This is a genomic window from Bradyrhizobium zhengyangense (assembly GCF_022012435.1).
GTDB classification, from domain to species: domain Bacteria; phylum Pseudomonadota; class Alphaproteobacteria; order Rhizobiales; family Xanthobacteraceae; genus Bradyrhizobium; species Bradyrhizobium zhengyangense.
Window position 1 is genome coordinate 30,008 of the sequence record NZ_JAKLUA010000014.1, and the last position, 14,345, is coordinate 44,352.

The 14,345-nt window shown below is 62.3% G+C and carries 13 protein-coding genes; 7 read left to right on the top strand and 6 right to left on the bottom strand.

What is annotated here, in order from left to right; genetic code table 11:
- Window positions 1-4: 4 nt before the first annotated feature.
- Together L6637_RS31170 and L6637_RS31175 are read right to left on the bottom strand one after the other, a co-directional pair.
- Window positions 5-1,696 carry a benzoate-CoA ligase family protein gene (locus L6637_RS31170; protein WP_237872903.1) on the bottom strand — a complete coding sequence of 564 codons (1,692 nt, stop codon included), beginning with the start codon at window positions 1,694-1,696 and terminating at the stop codon, window positions 5-7.
- Between the two features lie 149 nt (window positions 1,697-1,845).
- On the bottom strand, window positions 1,846-2,337 hold the full coding sequence (locus L6637_RS31175; protein ID WP_128954804.1) for a MarR family winged helix-turn-helix transcriptional regulator: 492 nt from the start codon (window positions 2,335-2,337) through the stop codon (window positions 1,846-1,848).
- Between the two features lie 277 nt (window positions 2,338-2,614).
- Here L6637_RS31175 and L6637_RS31180 point away from each other — a divergent pair, with 277 nt between their 5' ends.
- The gene (locus L6637_RS31180; RefSeq protein WP_237872904.1) at window positions 2,615-3,790 is read left to right on the top strand and encodes an ABC transporter substrate-binding protein; all 1,176 of its coding nucleotides are present in this window, start codon (window positions 2,615-2,617) and stop codon (window positions 3,788-3,790) included.
- 30 nt (window positions 3,791-3,820) lie between these two features.
- Window positions 3,821-4,279 carry a cupin domain-containing protein gene (locus L6637_RS31185; protein ID WP_237872905.1) on the top strand — a complete coding sequence of 153 codons (459 nt, stop codon included), beginning with the start codon at window positions 3,821-3,823 and terminating at the stop codon, window positions 4,277-4,279.
- 63 nt (window positions 4,280-4,342) lie between these two features.
- Here L6637_RS31185 and L6637_RS31190 read toward each other — a convergent pair whose 3' ends face one another.
- The 3 genes from L6637_RS31190 to L6637_RS31200 all read right to left on the bottom strand — a co-directional run bounded on the left by L6637_RS31190 (window position 4,343) and on the right by L6637_RS31200 (window position 7,372).
- Entirely contained in the window at window positions 4,343-5,593 is a 1,251-nt protein-coding gene (locus L6637_RS31190; RefSeq protein ID WP_237866835.1) for a flavin-dependent oxidoreductase, read from the bottom strand.
- 140 nt (window positions 5,594-5,733) lie between these two features.
- A complete protein-coding gene (locus L6637_RS31195) occupies window positions 5,734-6,570 on the bottom strand; it encodes an enoyl-CoA hydratase family protein (protein ID WP_237866836.1) in 837 nt (278 codons plus the stop codon).
- A gap of 40 nt (window positions 6,571-6,610) precedes the next feature.
- The gene (locus L6637_RS31200) at window positions 6,611-7,372 is read right to left on the bottom strand and encodes an SDR family NAD(P)-dependent oxidoreductase (protein WP_237873013.1); all 762 of its coding nucleotides are present in this window, start codon (window positions 7,370-7,372) and stop codon (window positions 6,611-6,613) included.
- Between the two features lie 213 nt (window positions 7,373-7,585).
- Here L6637_RS31200 and L6637_RS31205 point away from each other — a divergent pair, with 213 nt between their 5' ends.
- From L6637_RS31205 to L6637_RS31225, 5 genes are read left to right on the top strand one after another with little or no spacing between them, the layout of a single operon-like run.
- Entirely contained in the window at window positions 7,586-8,395 is an 810-nt protein-coding gene (locus tag L6637_RS31205; RefSeq protein WP_237872906.1) for an alpha/beta fold hydrolase, read from the top strand.
- The gene (locus tag L6637_RS31210) at window positions 8,392-9,681 is read left to right on the top strand and encodes an acyl-CoA dehydrogenase family protein (protein WP_237872907.1); all 1,290 of its coding nucleotides are present in this window, start codon (window positions 8,392-8,394) and stop codon (window positions 9,679-9,681) included. Before L6637_RS31205 ends, L6637_RS31210 begins: the two co-directional genes overlap by 4 nt.
- Window positions 9,682-9,683: 2 nt before the next feature.
- The gene (locus L6637_RS31215; protein ID WP_237872908.1) at window positions 9,684-11,210 is read left to right on the top strand and encodes a class I adenylate-forming enzyme family protein; all 1,527 of its coding nucleotides are present in this window, start codon (window positions 9,684-9,686) and stop codon (window positions 11,208-11,210) included.
- The gene (locus L6637_RS31220; RefSeq protein WP_237872910.1) at window positions 11,207-12,295 is read left to right on the top strand and encodes an NAD/NADP-dependent octopine/nopaline dehydrogenase family protein; all 1,089 of its coding nucleotides are present in this window, start codon (window positions 11,207-11,209) and stop codon (window positions 12,293-12,295) included. Before L6637_RS31215 ends, L6637_RS31220 begins: the two co-directional genes overlap by 4 nt.
- A 3-nt stretch (window positions 12,296-12,298) precedes the next feature.
- The gene (locus L6637_RS31225) at window positions 12,299-13,291 is read left to right on the top strand and encodes a 3-hydroxybutyryl-CoA dehydrogenase (protein ID WP_237872911.1); all 993 of its coding nucleotides are present in this window, start codon (window positions 12,299-12,301) and stop codon (window positions 13,289-13,291) included.
- On the opposite strand, the gene L6637_RS31230 is transcribed toward L6637_RS31225, so the two are convergent.
- Window positions 13,288-14,334 (bottom strand): 2,5-dihydroxypyridine 5,6-dioxygenase NicX family protein, encoded by a 1,047-nt coding sequence (locus tag L6637_RS31230; protein WP_237872913.1) that lies wholly within the window; start codon window positions 14,332-14,334, stop codon window positions 13,288-13,290. The two genes, L6637_RS31225 and L6637_RS31230, sit on opposite strands and share 4 nt — an antisense overlap.
- Window positions 14,335-14,345 lie beyond the last annotated feature (11 nt).

Genomic DNA, 14,345 nt, shown 5'->3' on the forward strand with positions numbered 1-14,345 from the left:
CATCTCATTCTGCCGCAACGCCCGAGGACGTCGCGGCCGCCTGCGCCAGTTGTCGCAAGGCGAAGCGCTTCAATTTGCCGGTTTCGGTCTTGGGCAGCTGTGTCACGAACTCGATCGCGCGCGGGTACTTGTACGGGGCGATCTCGCGTTTAACATGCTCCTGCAACTCGGTCGCGAGCTCTGCATTCGGCGTCACACCCGGGGCAGCTATGACATAGGCCTTCACGATCATCCCGCGCGCCTCGTCCGGCGCACCGACGACACCGCACTCGACGACGGACGGATGGGTGAGCAGCGCCGCTTCGACATCCGTACCCGCGATATTATACCCGGATGACACGATCATGTCGTCGGAGCGCGACTGGTACCAGAAGTAGCCATCAGCATCCATCAGGTACGTATCGCCGGTGATGTTCCAGCCGTTCTGGACGTATTTGCGCTGACGCTCGTCGGCGAGATAGCGGCAGCCGGTCGGCCCGCGCACCGCGAGCTTCCCAATGGTGCCCGCCGGCAAGTCATTGCCATCATCATCGACGATCTTCGCCTCATAGCCGGGCACGGGCTTGCCGGTCGCGCCTGGGCGAATCTCATCCTCGATCGCACTGATGAAGATGTGCAGCAGCTCAGTGGAGCCAATCCCGTCCATCAGCTTGATGCCGGTCGCCTTCAGCCAGGCATCGAATGTCGGCTTGGGCAGCGTCTCGCCGGCGGAGACGCACTTTCGAAGGGAGGAAATGTCGCGGCCTGGAAGCTTGCCGATCATGGCTCGGTAAGCTGTCGGCGCCGTAAAACAGATCGTGGCCTTGTACTGCTCGATTGCCGTCAGGAAGTCATCGGGCGTCGTCTTTTCGAGAACGACGAAGGAGGCGCCGATATGCAGCGGAAACAGCACGCCGCCGAAACCGAAAGTGAAGGCGAGCGGCGCCGAACCGATAAACCGATCCGTCTGTTCTGCCCGCAGGATGTTGCGCGCATAGCCATCGCACACCGCCAGCATGTCCCGGTGGAAATGCATGGTGCCCTTGGGATCGCCTGTTGTACCCGATGTGAAGGCAATCAGGCAGATATCGTCGGAGGCGGTATCGACGGCCGTAAATTCAGAGCTCGCATTCGCGATCAGTGCCTCGAGCGATTCGGCCGCACCATTGCCCCAATAGACGACGTGCTTGAGACCGGGCGCGGCTACCCTTGCCTTCTCCATCTCGTCGGCGAGTTTGCCGTCGCAGAGCGCGAGCGTGATCTCCGCCTTCTGGATCGGATACGATAGCTCCTTGGCGCGCAGTAGCGGCATCGTTGCGACACAAATGCCGCCGGACTTGATCACCGCGAGATAGGCCGCAACCATCATCGGGCTGTTGGCGGAGCGCAGCAGCACGCGGCCACCGGTGACAAGTCCGAGCTTGCTGACCAGCACATTGGCGATGCGGTTCACCAGCGCCTGCAATTCGCGATAGGTGTAGCTGACGGCGGGACTGATGACGCAAGGCGCATCGCCGTGTCCTTGCTCGACCCAGCGATCGAGGAAATAGCTGACGCAGTTCAATCGCGCCGGATAGCACAGCTCCGGCCGCGTGAAGATGAACTCCGGCCAGAGATCTGGCGGCGGCAGATGCTGCCGCGCGAACTTATCGACATGGGCGGTCGCAGCGTTTACGGCCTGCGAGCCCGAGACTTGAACCTTGGCGGCGTTGGCCATCGCACGCTCCTTTGCGCATGGAAAGCACCCGGCAGCACTCACAGGAAAACATTTTAGGCTTAAAACAATTTTGCGCAATAGCGGATTTGGGGCAAACCATGCATTTTGGTGCAGCAAGCTGGCATTGGCGAGCGCCTCGGCCCGTAGACCTAGGGCTTGCGACGCGCAGCCGATTTCTGCGCCGACGCCTTGGTCTTGGCCAGGAGCCGCATCAGCTCGCGCACATCCTTGGGCGTCAGGTCAGCAAAGAGATCGGCGATCCAGGTCTCGTGCTCCGCGGCCATCCTGCGAAATTCGGCACGGCCGAGCTTTGTGAGGCGGATCACTTGGACGCGGCGGTCGGTCTCCGAGGTGCGGCGGTCGAGATGTCCGGATTCCACGAGGCGTTCAACCAGACCGGTGACGTTGCCGTTGGACACCATCATCCGCTTTGAGACATCCGACAGCGTCATGCCGTCGGGCGCCTTGTCGAGCTGCGCCATCAGATCGAAGCGTGGCAGCGTGACATCGAAGCGCTGCCGCAGCCGGCCGCGAACCTCGCCTTCGATCAGGGTCGTACAGGTGAGCAGACGCAACCACAGCCGGAGCTCTTCGGCATGGTCCTCCGGCGTTTCGACGGCCTTGGTCTCGGAATCGAGCATTTCGATGAGCCAATCACGGCCGGCATTGGCGCCGGCCCGGATTCCCAACGTTTTGAGCTTCAAATAAATCGACGCCGGCCGCAAGCCCAAAGCTGCAACAATCGACCGCACGCGAATTTCTTTAGGCTTCAAATAATTGGCGCGCCGTTTGCATGCACCGCTGCCCGCACGATGACGGCGCCTTGAGCTTGGCTTGCCGCGAGCGCCGTCATCGGCATAAGCTTGGGTCGGAGTACGCAGCCTGCAGCGCAGGCGCAATCGTTACGGGGGATCAATCATGAAGACGCAACTGACCTTGACCGCAGCCGCATTTCTTCTCGGCACCGCGATGAGCCCTGCCCTCGCGCAGGAGAAGATCAAGCTGGGCGTGATCGTGACCCTCTCCGGACCCGCCGCCGCGCTTGGTCAGCAGGTTCGCGATGGCTTTGCGCTCGCGGTGAAGGATCTCGGCAGCAAGATGGGGGGTCGTGATGTCGAAGTGGTCGTGGTCGACGACGAGCTCAAGCCCGATGCGGCTGTGACCAAGGTCAAGGGTCTGCTTGAGCGCGACAAGGTCGACTTCGTGGTCGGACCGATCTTCTCCAACATCCTTCAGGCGATCCACCGGCCGGTCACGGAATCCAAGACCTTCCTGATCAGCCCCAATGCAGGTCCTTCGACATTCGCCGGCAAGGACTGCAACCCGTTCTTCTATGTGACGTCTTATCAGAACGACCAGGTCCACGAGGTCCTCGGCAAGGTCGCGCAGGATCGCGGCTACAAGCGGATGTATCTGATGGTGCCGAACTATCAGGCCGGCAAGGATTCGGTCGCCGGCTTCAAGCTCGACTACAAGGGTGAGATTGTCGAAGAATCCTACATGCCGCTCAATACGTTGGATTTCCAGCCGGAGCTTTCCAAGATCTCGGCGCAAAAGCCCGATGCTCTCTTCACGTTCATGCCGGGCGGCCTCGGCGTCAACCTCGTCAAGCAGTACAAGCAGGCGGGCCTCGCCGACAGCATCCCGGTACTCTCGGCCTTTACGGTGGATGAATCGACCCTGCCGGCGCAGCAGGATGCGGCCGTCGGCATGTTCGGCGGCGCGAACTGGGCACCCAATCTCGACAATCCCCAGAACAAGAAGTTCGTCGCCGCCTACGAGGCCGCCTATAACGGCGTGCCTGGCACCTATGCCATGCAGGGGTATGACGCTGCGATGCTGATCGACAGCGCGGTCAAGGGAGTGAAGGGCGACCTTTCCAACAAGGAGGCCGTCGGGGCAGCCCTGAAGAAGGCGGACTTCACGTCGCTGCGAGGGGCGTTCAAGTTCAACACCAACGGTTATCCGATTCAGGATTTTTACCTGACCAAGGTCGCCAAGCGTCCGGACGGCAAGTTCCAGACCGAGATCGTTCAGAAAGTTTTTGAGAATTACGGCGATCGTTACGCCAAGGAGTGCAAGGCGGCGAACTAAGGCCGCGCGTCGCGTTAAGGGAGGAATACCATGAAGAGCGAAATCACCGGCATCACGCGGGCCAACGAGGGCATCCAGGGCATTTCCTGGAATATCCTGGGCCAGACCTATGTGCCGAAGAGCAACAGCGAGAACAGCTTCTCCTGGCATGCGATATTGCCGCCGGGCACATTCGTGCCGCCGCACATTCATCCTGACCAGGACGAATATCTCTACATGCTGGAGGGTAAGCTCGACTTCGTGCTCGGCAATTCAGAGGCGCAGGCAACCCCCGGAGACCTGATCCGGCTCGGCATGGGCGTGCCGCACGGCATCTTCAACAAGTCGGACCAAACCGCAAAAGTGCTGTTCTGGGTGTCTCCGACCAAGAAGCTGTTCGACCTGTTCTGGGGCCTTCACAACATGAAGGAACAGAAGCCGGAGGACGTGGTGGCGATGGCCGCCGAGTTCAACATCCACTTTTTGCCACCGCCTCCCGGCGCTGGCTAGGAGCGTGACCCCGGAAAAGTGTGAAACGGTTTTCCGGAAGGGTCGCGCTCAATCAAAACAACTTCAGGCGCGCACTGCCGCCAGTCCCGGCACGGCGGCGAAGCCCGCCTTGCTGGCGTAGCCCCGCACGATGGCCTCGCGCTGGGAATAGCTCAGGACGTTATCGACGTTGTCAAAACCGTCGGGCGCCAACTGCTCGACGGCGTCGATAACGCCCTCGGGGCCGCCGCGGCGATTGGAGCGAACGATATCCGCTGTCATAGGCAGGCGTTTCTTCTCGTATTCCATCAACGCCTGACGCGGATGCTCGGCCCGCACCAACGCGTCCGCGAGGCAGCGCGCGTCAAGGATCGCCTGGGAGGCGCCGTTGGAGCCGACCGGATACATGGGATGCGCGGCATCGCCGAGCAGCGTGATGCGTCCAGACGACCAATAGGGCAAGGGATCGCGGTCGCAGGTCGGATATTCATAGAACTCCGGCGTCGCCGAAATCAGGCTCTTCACGTCGATGTAGGGCACCGAGAAGCGCGCGACGTGAGGCATCAGCTCCTCACGCCGGCCCGGCCGTGACCAGTCTTCCTTCCGCGGCGGCGGCGCATTGCCCTCGCCCACCTTCACCAGCACCGCCCAATTGGTCAGACGGCTCGCCGGGCTCGATCCCTCGGCGATCGGATAGACGACCACCTTGGCATTGAGGCCACCGGCCACGATCATCGATTTGCCGGTGAGGAACAGCGGCCAATCGCGCGCACCGCGCCACAGCATCAGGCCGTTCCAGCACGGCGGTCCCTCGTTCGGAAACAACGTGTCGCGCACGCGCGAATGGATACCGTCGGCGCCGATCAGGATATCGCCGCGCGCGGTGTGGATATGCGCACCGGCGCGATCGAAGAAATATGCGGTAACACCGCTCTCGTCCTGAGTGAAGGCGCCGAGCCGGCAGCCGGTGTGAATCGCTTCGGATCCGAGCCTCTCCTCGACGGCGCGATGGATGACGCCTTGGAGGCGGCCGCGATGAATCGAGAATTGCGGCACGTCGTGGCCGGCGTCGACGCCGCGCGCTTCGCGCCAGACCTCCTGACCGTGGCGGTTGAGGTAGTACAGCTGATCGGTACGGATTGCGACGTCGTCAAGCTTTTGCAGCAGGCCAAGACTGGCGAGCTCGCGCATGGCGTGTGGCAGGGTGTTGATGCCGACGCCGAGTTCGCGGATCGTATCGGATTGCTCGAAAATCTCGCACCCAATGCCGCGAGCCCGCAGCATCAAAGCCGTGGTGAGACCACCGATACCGCCACCGACGATAATCGCCTTCATCGCCCTCTACTCCACTCGATACACAGGCAACCGGGTTAACGTCGCACGGCCGGTCACCCTGCGGCAAGCGGCTTTGTGGCCTCCGCCTCGACCTCGGCCACCGTCTTGGGCTTAGCCTTAATTGCGGTCGAAACTGCCACTCAATCGCCCCTGAAGACCGGCTTGACCTTGTTGGCGAAGGCATGAAAGGCGCGCTCAAAATCGGCCGTCGTCATGCACAGGGCCTGGGCAACGGCCTCCGCTTCGATAGCCTCCTCCACCGACATCGCCCATTCCATCGCCAGCATGCGCTTGGTCATTGTGTTGCCGAAAGTCGGCCCTTCCGCCACCTGCTTGGCGAGCAGCTGCGCCTGGGAGAGTACCTGCTCAGGCGTCACGATGCGGCTGAAGAAGCCCCACCGCTCGCCCTCCTCCGCAGTCATGAAGCGGCCAGTGTAGAGCAACTCGGAGGCGCGCGACTGACCGATGATCCGCGGCAGGATCGCGCAGGCGCCCATGTCACAGCCGGCAAGGCCGACCTTGTTGAACAGGAACGCCACCTTGGCTCCGCTCGCAGCGAGCCGCATGTCCGACGCCATGGCAATGATCGCGCCGGCACCGGCGCAGATGCCTTCGACCGCGGCCACGATCGGTTGCGGGCAGGCCCGCATCGCTTTAACCAGATCGCCTGTCATCCGCGTGAAGGCGGTCAGCCCCTTTGTATCCATCTTCACCAGTGGGCCGATGATCTCGAACACGTCGCCGCCGGAAGAGAAATTACCGCCCGCGCCGGTGACGACGATGGACTTGACCGCGTCGTCAAACGCGCACGCGCGAAAGAAATCCGTCAGTTCGCGATAGCTCTCGAATGTCAGCGGATTCTTCCGCTCCGGACGGTTGAGTGTTACGGTGGCAACGCCCTCAACGACAGCCAGTAGGAAATGTTGCGGCGAATAGTCCGCAAGTGGTACGGTGACGGGATTGGCTGGTCTGCTCATGCGATCTCCTTGGCTTCCTTGTTCCGCACCTACCACGACGCTAAATTTCGCCACCGGCGACCGCAATCGCCTGCCCGGTGATCGCACCGGCATGCTCGCTACATAGCCACAGCACGGCATTCGCTACTTCCTGCGGCGTGATCAGGCGCCCCTGCGGATTGTGCTTCGCGAGCTCGGCGATCGCCTGCTCGCGGGTTCGCCCGGTCTTCCTCATGATGTTGTCGATGCTGCCAGCGACAAGATCCGTATCCGTGAAACCGGGGCACACAGCATTCACGGTCACGTTGCTGGCAGCCATTTCCAGTGCAAGCGAGCGCACGAGACCGACCACGGCGTGCTTGGCCGCCGTATACGCGCTCACATAGGCATAACCCTTGAGCCCCGCTGTCGATGCAATCGCGACGATACGCCCGTAAGGACGATCCTTCATGCCGGGCAACACAGCACTGACGGCATGGACAACGCCCATGAAATTGACATCCATCATACGCGCAAAAAGTGCACTGTCCGATTTCGCGAACGGCGCGGATTCGGCGCTGCCGGCATTCGCGATGAGAATATCAATCGGCTTTCGCGCATGCGCTGCGGCGATGGCTGCCCTCAGCGCAGCTTCATCCGAGACGTCCGCAACGGCGGCATGATGCGCGGCACCGGCTTTGATCGCTTCCTCGAGAGAAGCAGCATTCCGGCCAAGCACTGTCACGGTGGCACCAGCGCCAACCAGAGCGGCGGCAATCGCGCGGCCGATGCCGCGACCGCCTCCGGTCACCAGCGCGGTCGGCGAATGCGGCAACCCGGACATGCGTTGGCTCCCTAGGATCTGCTGATCGTTTCTCCGATATATTTTAACCTTCAAATTTTTGCAACGAAAGCGCCGATCGATGTAGCGCATACCGTTACGCGGGCGATCGGCCCGAAAATTGCTTTAAGTATAAAATTATCTCTTCCCATCCCCCACAGGCCTGTTAGCATCACCGGGGCAAGCCAAAGGATGTCGCGTGTGCAGCCTTCGCCAATGATAACAAAGGATGGACGCTTCGCCTATGAAGCCGCTGGCGATCCGGGCGCAACACCCCTGATCTTCCTGCATGGCATCGGTGGTGCGGCGCGGGCCTGGCGGCAACAGCTTTCGACATTTGGCAATCGTTACCGCGCGATCGCGTGGGACATGCCGGGCTATGGCGGATCGGCGCCGCTCCCCAGCGTCAGCATCGCTGCCCTGGCCGAAGCGCTCCAGCAATTCATCGAGCAGCTCGGTGCGACAAAGCCCATTCTGGTCGGCCATTCGATCGGCGGCATGATCGTCCAGAAATGGCTGGTGCAATCGCCAAAACTGGCGCGCGCGGTGGTTCTGGCACAGACAAGCCCGGCCTTCGGCAAAGCCGACGGCGACTGGCAAAAGTCGTTCATCGCGGCACGGCTGGGCCCACTTGATCGCGGCGAGACAATGAAGTCGCTGGCACCTTCATTGGTAAAGGAGCTCGTCGGCGACGATCCTGATCCCAGGGGAATGGAGCTGGCGCGCGAATGCATGGGAAGCGTCCCGGAGGCGAGCTATCGCGCTATGATGTTGGCGCTAATCGGGTTCGATCAGCGCAGCACGCTCAAAGATATATCCGTCCCGACGCTGCTGCTGTCTGGTTCGAAGGATAACAACGCCCCGGCGCCAATGATGGCGAAAACGGCGACCTACATCCCAGCGGCAGAATATGTCGAGCTCCACGGCGTTGGCCATCTCGCCAACCTTGAACGTCCCGATGCCTTCGACCAGGCTCTCGGCAGCTTCGTCGATTCCATCGCTGCAAAACGGATAGTTGCGCCATGACCATGCAAGTCAGCAAGACGATCGGCGCAACCGACAAGGTCGCGCTGGATGCACCGATCTTCGATCCCGTGGCGTTCCGACTGAGCGACGAGCAGGCCAGCATCATTACCCGGGCGCGTGAGATCGGCCAGAGCGTGTTCGCCGGTCGCGCCGCCGCCTACGATCGCGAGGCGGCCTTTCCGACCGAGAACTATCGCGACCTGCATCGCGTCGGTCTGCTCGGCATCGCTGTGCCAAAGAAGCACGGCGGCCTGGGCGCGAACTACCAGACGTACGCGCTGGCGGCCGCCGAGATCGGGCGCTATTGCGGCGCAACCGCGCTGACCTGGAACATGCACGTCTGTTCGACGCTGTGGTCGGGCCCTTTGGCCGATGATCTCGACATGGACGCGGAGACCCGCGCGGAGCACGAGCGCCGACGGGCGGTTCACTACAAACGCATCGTCGAGGACGGCGCGATCTATTCGCAACCATTCTCGGAGGGCGGCGCGGCAGCTGCCGGCGGCGTTGCGTTCGGCACAGAAGCAAGGCCCGTCGCAGGCGGCTGGATCGTCAACGGCAAGAAGATCTTTGCATCGCTCTCCGGCCATGCCGACTATTACGGCGTGCTCTGCACCGAGATGGAGGAAGGCGAAAAGGCATCGCGCCGCAATACGCTTTACCTCGCGATATCAGCGAAGTCACAGGGAGTTTCCGTCGTCGGCGATTGGGATCCCCTCGGCATGCGCGGCACGGTCTCGCGAACGCTCCTGTTCAAGGAGGTCTTTGTTCCGGAAGATGCCGCGCTAATGCCGCGCGGCGTCTATTTCCAGGCGGCGATGCGCTGGCCGCACATGTTCCTGACGCTGTCACCGACCTATATGGGCCTTGCACAAGCCGCCTATGATTTCACCCTGCGCTATCTGCGTGGCGAGGTGCCGGGCATGCCGCCGGTCAAGCGCCGGATGTACCCGACCAAGCAGATTGCGGTCGCTCAAATGCAGATCAAGCTCGAGCAGATCAAGGGAATCTGGTTCCAGGCCGTCACCGAAGCGCGTGCCAATCCGAGCAAGGAGCAGGTGCTGCGCGCCTATGCCGCGCAATATTCGGTGATGGAAGGCGCCAATGAACTCGCGGCGCTCGCGATCCGCACCTGCGGCGGTCAGGCCATGCTCCGCTCCCTGCCGCTGGAGCGTATCTATCGCGACAGCCGCTGTGGCTCGCTGATGCTCCCCTGGACGGCCGAGCTCTGTCTCGACCGGATCGGCCGTGAGGCGCTGTACGAGGCTGGCGAAACGGACGACTAACGGTGGACCTCTGCAGCCTAATCGATCGCAATGCGGCGTTCGCGCCAGACAAGACGGCCATTGCCTTCGAGGGGCGGCGGCTGAGCTACGCGGCGTTCGCCCGTCGGATTGAACGAACGGCAACAGCCCTGAAGCAGGAGTTCAGCGTCGGGCGCGGCGACCGCGTTGCGATCCTGAGCCTTAATCGGCCGGACTATCTGGTCCTGCTCTACGCTTGTGCTCGGCTCGGCGCGATGCTGGTCCCGCTGAACTGGCGGTTGGCGGTCGCTGAGCAGCTGTTCATTCTCACCGATTCCGGCGCCAAAGTGCTGGTGCTCGAGCAGGCATTTGAAGACGTTCTTCCTGAACTTGCGCCGGGGACAGCCGTCGTCGGCCTCGATTTTACACCGCCCCGCGGCAAGACCTACGAAAGCTTGCTGGCTGGCAGCGAGGGCAGCGCACGTAACCCGCACACCGATCTCTCCTGTCCGCTGCTGATCGTCTACACCTCAGGGACGACGGGACGGCCGAAAGGCGCGGTGCTGCGTCAGGAGGCGCTGTTCTGGAACGGGGTCATGAGCCAGCATATGCACAACATGACATCGGACGATCATGTGCTGACGGTGCTTCCGTTCTTCCATGTCGGTGGGCTCAACATCCAGACGACGGCGGCACTTCAGCTTGGCGCGACGGTTACGATCCACGCCCGCTTCACGCCGGACACGGCGCTTGCGGCCATTGAACGGGAGCGACCGACCTTGACGGTCATGGTGCCCACGATTCTCCAAGCCGTCAGCGAGCATCCTGCGTGGGCCACGACCGATCTCTCCTCGCTGAATGCCGTTGCCACAGGGTCAACCATCGTGCCGCCGCACCTGATCGATCGCTTCGTTACGCGGGGCGTCCCGGTGCTGCAGGTCTACGGCTCGACTGAAACCTGTCCTATCGCGGTCTACACCCGCTTGGGCGGCGACCTGTCGCGCTCCGGATCAACCGGACTTGCCGGCCTCTGCTGCGATGCGAAGGTGATCGATCAGGCCGGCAACGAGGTCCCTGCGGGTACGCCGGGTGAAATCGCAGTGCGCGGGCCGAACGTGTTCTTCGAATATTGGGGCAATGCGGACGCGACGCGCGATGCGCTCCACGACGGCTGGTATCGCACCGGCGATATCGGCCTGTGCGACACCGACGGCTACTTCTGGGTCCGCGACCGCAAGAAGAATACGATCATCTCCGGCGGCGAGAACATCTATCCGGCCGAGGTTGAGCGGGTCCTGCTCGAACATCCCGATGTCAGTGAATGCGCGGTAATCGGAAGGCCGGACCCGCGCTGGGACGAAGTGCCCATCGCTTATGTCATCCGACGATCCGGCTGCCGTCTCGAAGCAGACGAGCTGAAAGCGCACGTTCAGACACAGCTTGCTCGCTACAAGGTTCCACGCGACATCGTTTTCGTCGCCGATTTGCCGCGCACGGCGCTTGGCAAGGTTCAGCATTTTCTGCTGAAACAACTTGATGCGCAGTCGCGCGCGCAGGGAGAAGCATCTTGAAGATCGCGGTTCTGGGTGGGGGAAACGGCTCTTTCGCGGCCGCGGGCGATTTTGCGCTGTCGGGACACGAGGTTCGGCTTTGGCGCCGCGACGCGGAGCAGGTCGAGGCACACCTTGTCGCGGGATCTCGCATCCTGGTGAAGGACCACAACGGTCGCCACGACGTGAAGCTGGCGCTGGTGACCACCAATATCGCCGAAGCCGTCAGTGACGTCGAGCTGGTCGTGTGTCCTGCCCCCGCCTTCGCGCAGCAGGATATCGCCCGGCTCCTTGCGCCACACCTCCGTGACGGCCAGGTGGTTTTCCTGCCACCCGCGACATTTGGCTCGATGATCTTCGCGCAGGCCGCACGCGACGCAGGCAACCGCGCCGAAGCAAGCTTCGCCGAAACCGGCACCCTGCCCTGGCTCACCCGCAAGCACGGACCATTCGAGGTCGCGATCACCATCCGTGCGAAGCGGCTGCCGGTCGGCGTATTCCCACTCGATCAGGCCCCGCATGCGCTCGAGGTCATCGGGCGCGCCTTCCCCGACGTGATCGAGCCCTGCGGCGACGCGCTGTCCGGCGCCCTGATGAATGCAGGCTGCATCATTCATCCGCCGCTGATCGTGATGAACGCGGGCCCGATCGAGCATTTTGAACGGTGGGACATCCATAAGGAGGGCACCCAAGCTGCGATCCGGCGCGTGACCGACGCCCTCGATGCCGAGCGGATTGCAGTGCGCGAGGCGCTGGGATATGGCGCCCCGCATTTCCCTCTCGCTCACCACTATGCGCGGGAAGGCGAGATCTGGATGTATGGCCGGGGTTCGCACGATCGCCTGACCGATTCCGGCGATTGGCGCGAGCGGATCGTGCTGACCGAGCACCGCTACATGCGCGAGGATTTACGGCTTGGGCTATCGCTGCTGGTGTCCGTCGCTAAGCTGGCGGGCGTCGCCACACCGCTTGCCAAGGCATTCCTCGCCATCGGCGGCGCAATCTGCGACGAAGATTTTGAGCAAACTGGCCGAACGCTGGAGACCTTGGGACTTGGCCAGCTTCACAGAGCTGAATTGCAGACGCTGCTTCGTGAGGGATTCTGATCGATGAGCAGCCGCGCCAATATTGCCTGTCTCGGAGCCGGTCGCATGGGGCGCGGCATTGCCGTTGCGTTTGCCTATGCGGGACACACGGTCACGATGGTCGACATCAAAGCCCGTTCGGCAGAGGAGTTCGCCAAGCTGGAGGCTGATGCGCTCGGCGAAATCAGCAAGACGTTTGCCAGCCTGTCCAAGCTCGGACTGCTGACCGAGGCGAACGTTGATCCGCTGATCGCGCGGGTCTCGGTGGTGCCGGCCAGCCGGAGTGGCACCGCCCTTTCCGAGGCGGGAATCATCTTCGAAGGGGTTCCTGAGGTGGTCGAGCTCAAGCGCGAAGTGCTGGGGACGGTTTCAAAACAAATCGGCCCGGACACAATCATTGCCTCGACCACGTCGACCATCCTTGTCGACGATCTGTCGGGCGCTATCGTAAATCCGCGCCGCTTCCTCAACGTGCATTGGCTGAATCCGGCCTATTTAATCCCGCTGGTAGAAGTGTCGCCCGGCAAAGCCACTGACGTTGCCGTCATCGACGAGGTCAAAACGTTGCTCGAAGGGATAGGCAAGGTGCCAGTGGTTTGCGCAGCGACACCCGGCTTCATCGTTCCGCGCATCCAGGCGCTAGCGATGAACGAAGCCGCCCGCATGGTCGAGGAAGGCGTCGCCAGTGCCGAGGAGATCGACAAGGCGATCCGCTACGGTTTCGGCTTCCGCTATGCCGTGCTCGGGCTGCTCGAATTCATCGACTGGGGCGGCGGGGATATTCTGTACTACGCCAGCCGATATCTCGAAGGCGCGCTCGGCAGCGACCGCTATCGCGCGCCAGACGTCATTTCGCGCAACATGCATGAAGGCCGGATCGGGCTGCGCACCGGCGCAGGCTTCCTCGACTATTCCGACATGGACGTCGATGCCTATCGCACAAAACGGCTCCAGGCCATGGTTGATCTGCTCCGGCACTTCGACCTGGCCCGCCCACCGGTGCTCGACCGCAACTAGCCGAAGACGTCCTGAAGCACGCCTTCGCGAACAACTGCCACGCCATCGAGCTCGATGGTCGTCCCCATCATCGGTAGATCGAAATGGCCCGCAGTGTAACGTCCGGCAAACTCGTTCGCGCCCGTCGAGAATAGGAAGTTGCCGGAGACAGCGCGAATCTCCGTGCCATTGGTGTCACGCTGGTCGTACATCGAGAGCGCCTCGTAGCGCGCGGCCGGATTCATGCCAAAACCGACATGTGAGACGGCATAGGCCTCCCGATCACCCCAGGCGGCGAGATAGGCGCGCATCATCGCGGCATCCGTGCCGTCGCCTTCCAGCTCGACGACGTAATCATCCTTTAAGGTCATCTTCACCGGTGACGTCAGGTAGCGCTTGAAGGTGAGATTGATATCGCCGGGCGCCATCACCAGCGTGCCGTTGATCGCCCCGCTCTTGGGAAAGCTGACGACGATGCCGCCCGGCCAATGCGCCAGCGTGCCGGGCTTGTCCGTCCAACCCCAGACGCCAACCGTGGAAGCGCCCACCATGTCCACATCAAGGGCCGTGCCGGCTTTTGACGTGACCCGCATTCGCTTGCTTGCGCGCAGCATCTTCGCGGCCGCGCGAACGCGCTTCTCCAGCGCCAGATCCGGAACCATGCGCTCCAGCGCCTCGGGATGCTCGTTGGAGATCACCAGAATGCGCGCGCCGGCCTTCAGAATTTCGGGCGTCTCCACCGCGTGCATCAGGCCCTCGATGGTGCAGTCCACCACGAAGCCAGCCTGCTGAAGCGCGCTGATGACAGGACCCAGCTTTTGGATCGCTTCGCTCGCTCCGGTCGAACGGACCGGAACGATGTTCCGGTTACGTGGCGTCGGCATCACGACGTGGAACGGCCTCGCTCCCATCCGCAGCAAGGCCAGCTCCGCCAGGTGCACATTCAATGCTCGTGACTGGGTCTCCGAGAGGATCGCCGCGGTATCGCCGGACTTGACGGCGCAACGTTCAAAGATCTCGCAAAACGCGTCGATCCATTTTGCCTCGATGCGATCAGCCAGCATGGTTCACTCCC

Coding starts and splice junctions, on each gene's coding strand:
- L6637_RS31170 (WP_237872903.1), bottom strand. CDS start 1,696: ATGGCCAACGCCGCCAAGGTTCAAGTCTCGGGCTCGCAGGCCGTAAAC.
- L6637_RS31175 (WP_128954804.1), bottom strand. CDS start 2,337: ATGCTCGATTCCGAGACCAAGGCCGTCGAAACGCCGGAGGACCATGCC.
- L6637_RS31180 (WP_237872904.1), top strand. CDS start 2,615: ATGAAGACGCAACTGACCTTGACCGCAGCCGCATTTCTTCTCGGCACC.
- L6637_RS31185 (WP_237872905.1), top strand. CDS start 3,821: ATGAAGAGCGAAATCACCGGCATCACGCGGGCCAACGAGGGCATCCAG.
- L6637_RS31190 (WP_237866835.1), bottom strand. CDS start 5,593: ATGAAGGCGATTATCGTCGGTGGCGGTATCGGTGGTCTCACCACGGCT.
- L6637_RS31195 (WP_237866836.1), bottom strand. CDS start 6,570: ATGAGCAGACCAGCCAATCCCGTCACCGTACCACTTGCGGACTATTCG.
- L6637_RS31200 (WP_237873013.1), bottom strand. CDS start 7,372: ATGTCCGGGTTGCCGCATTCGCCGACCGCGCTGGTGACCGGAGGCGGT.
- L6637_RS31205 (WP_237872906.1), top strand. CDS start 7,586: ATGATAACAAAGGATGGACGCTTCGCCTATGAAGCCGCTGGCGATCCG.
- L6637_RS31210 (WP_237872907.1), top strand. CDS start 8,392: ATGACCATGCAAGTCAGCAAGACGATCGGCGCAACCGACAAGGTCGCG.
- L6637_RS31225 (WP_237872911.1), top strand. CDS start 12,299: ATGAGCAGCCGCGCCAATATTGCCTGTCTCGGAGCCGGTCGCATGGGG.
- L6637_RS31230 (WP_237872913.1), bottom strand. CDS start 14,334: ATGCTGGCTGATCGCATCGAGGCAAAATGGATCGACGCGTTTTGCGAG.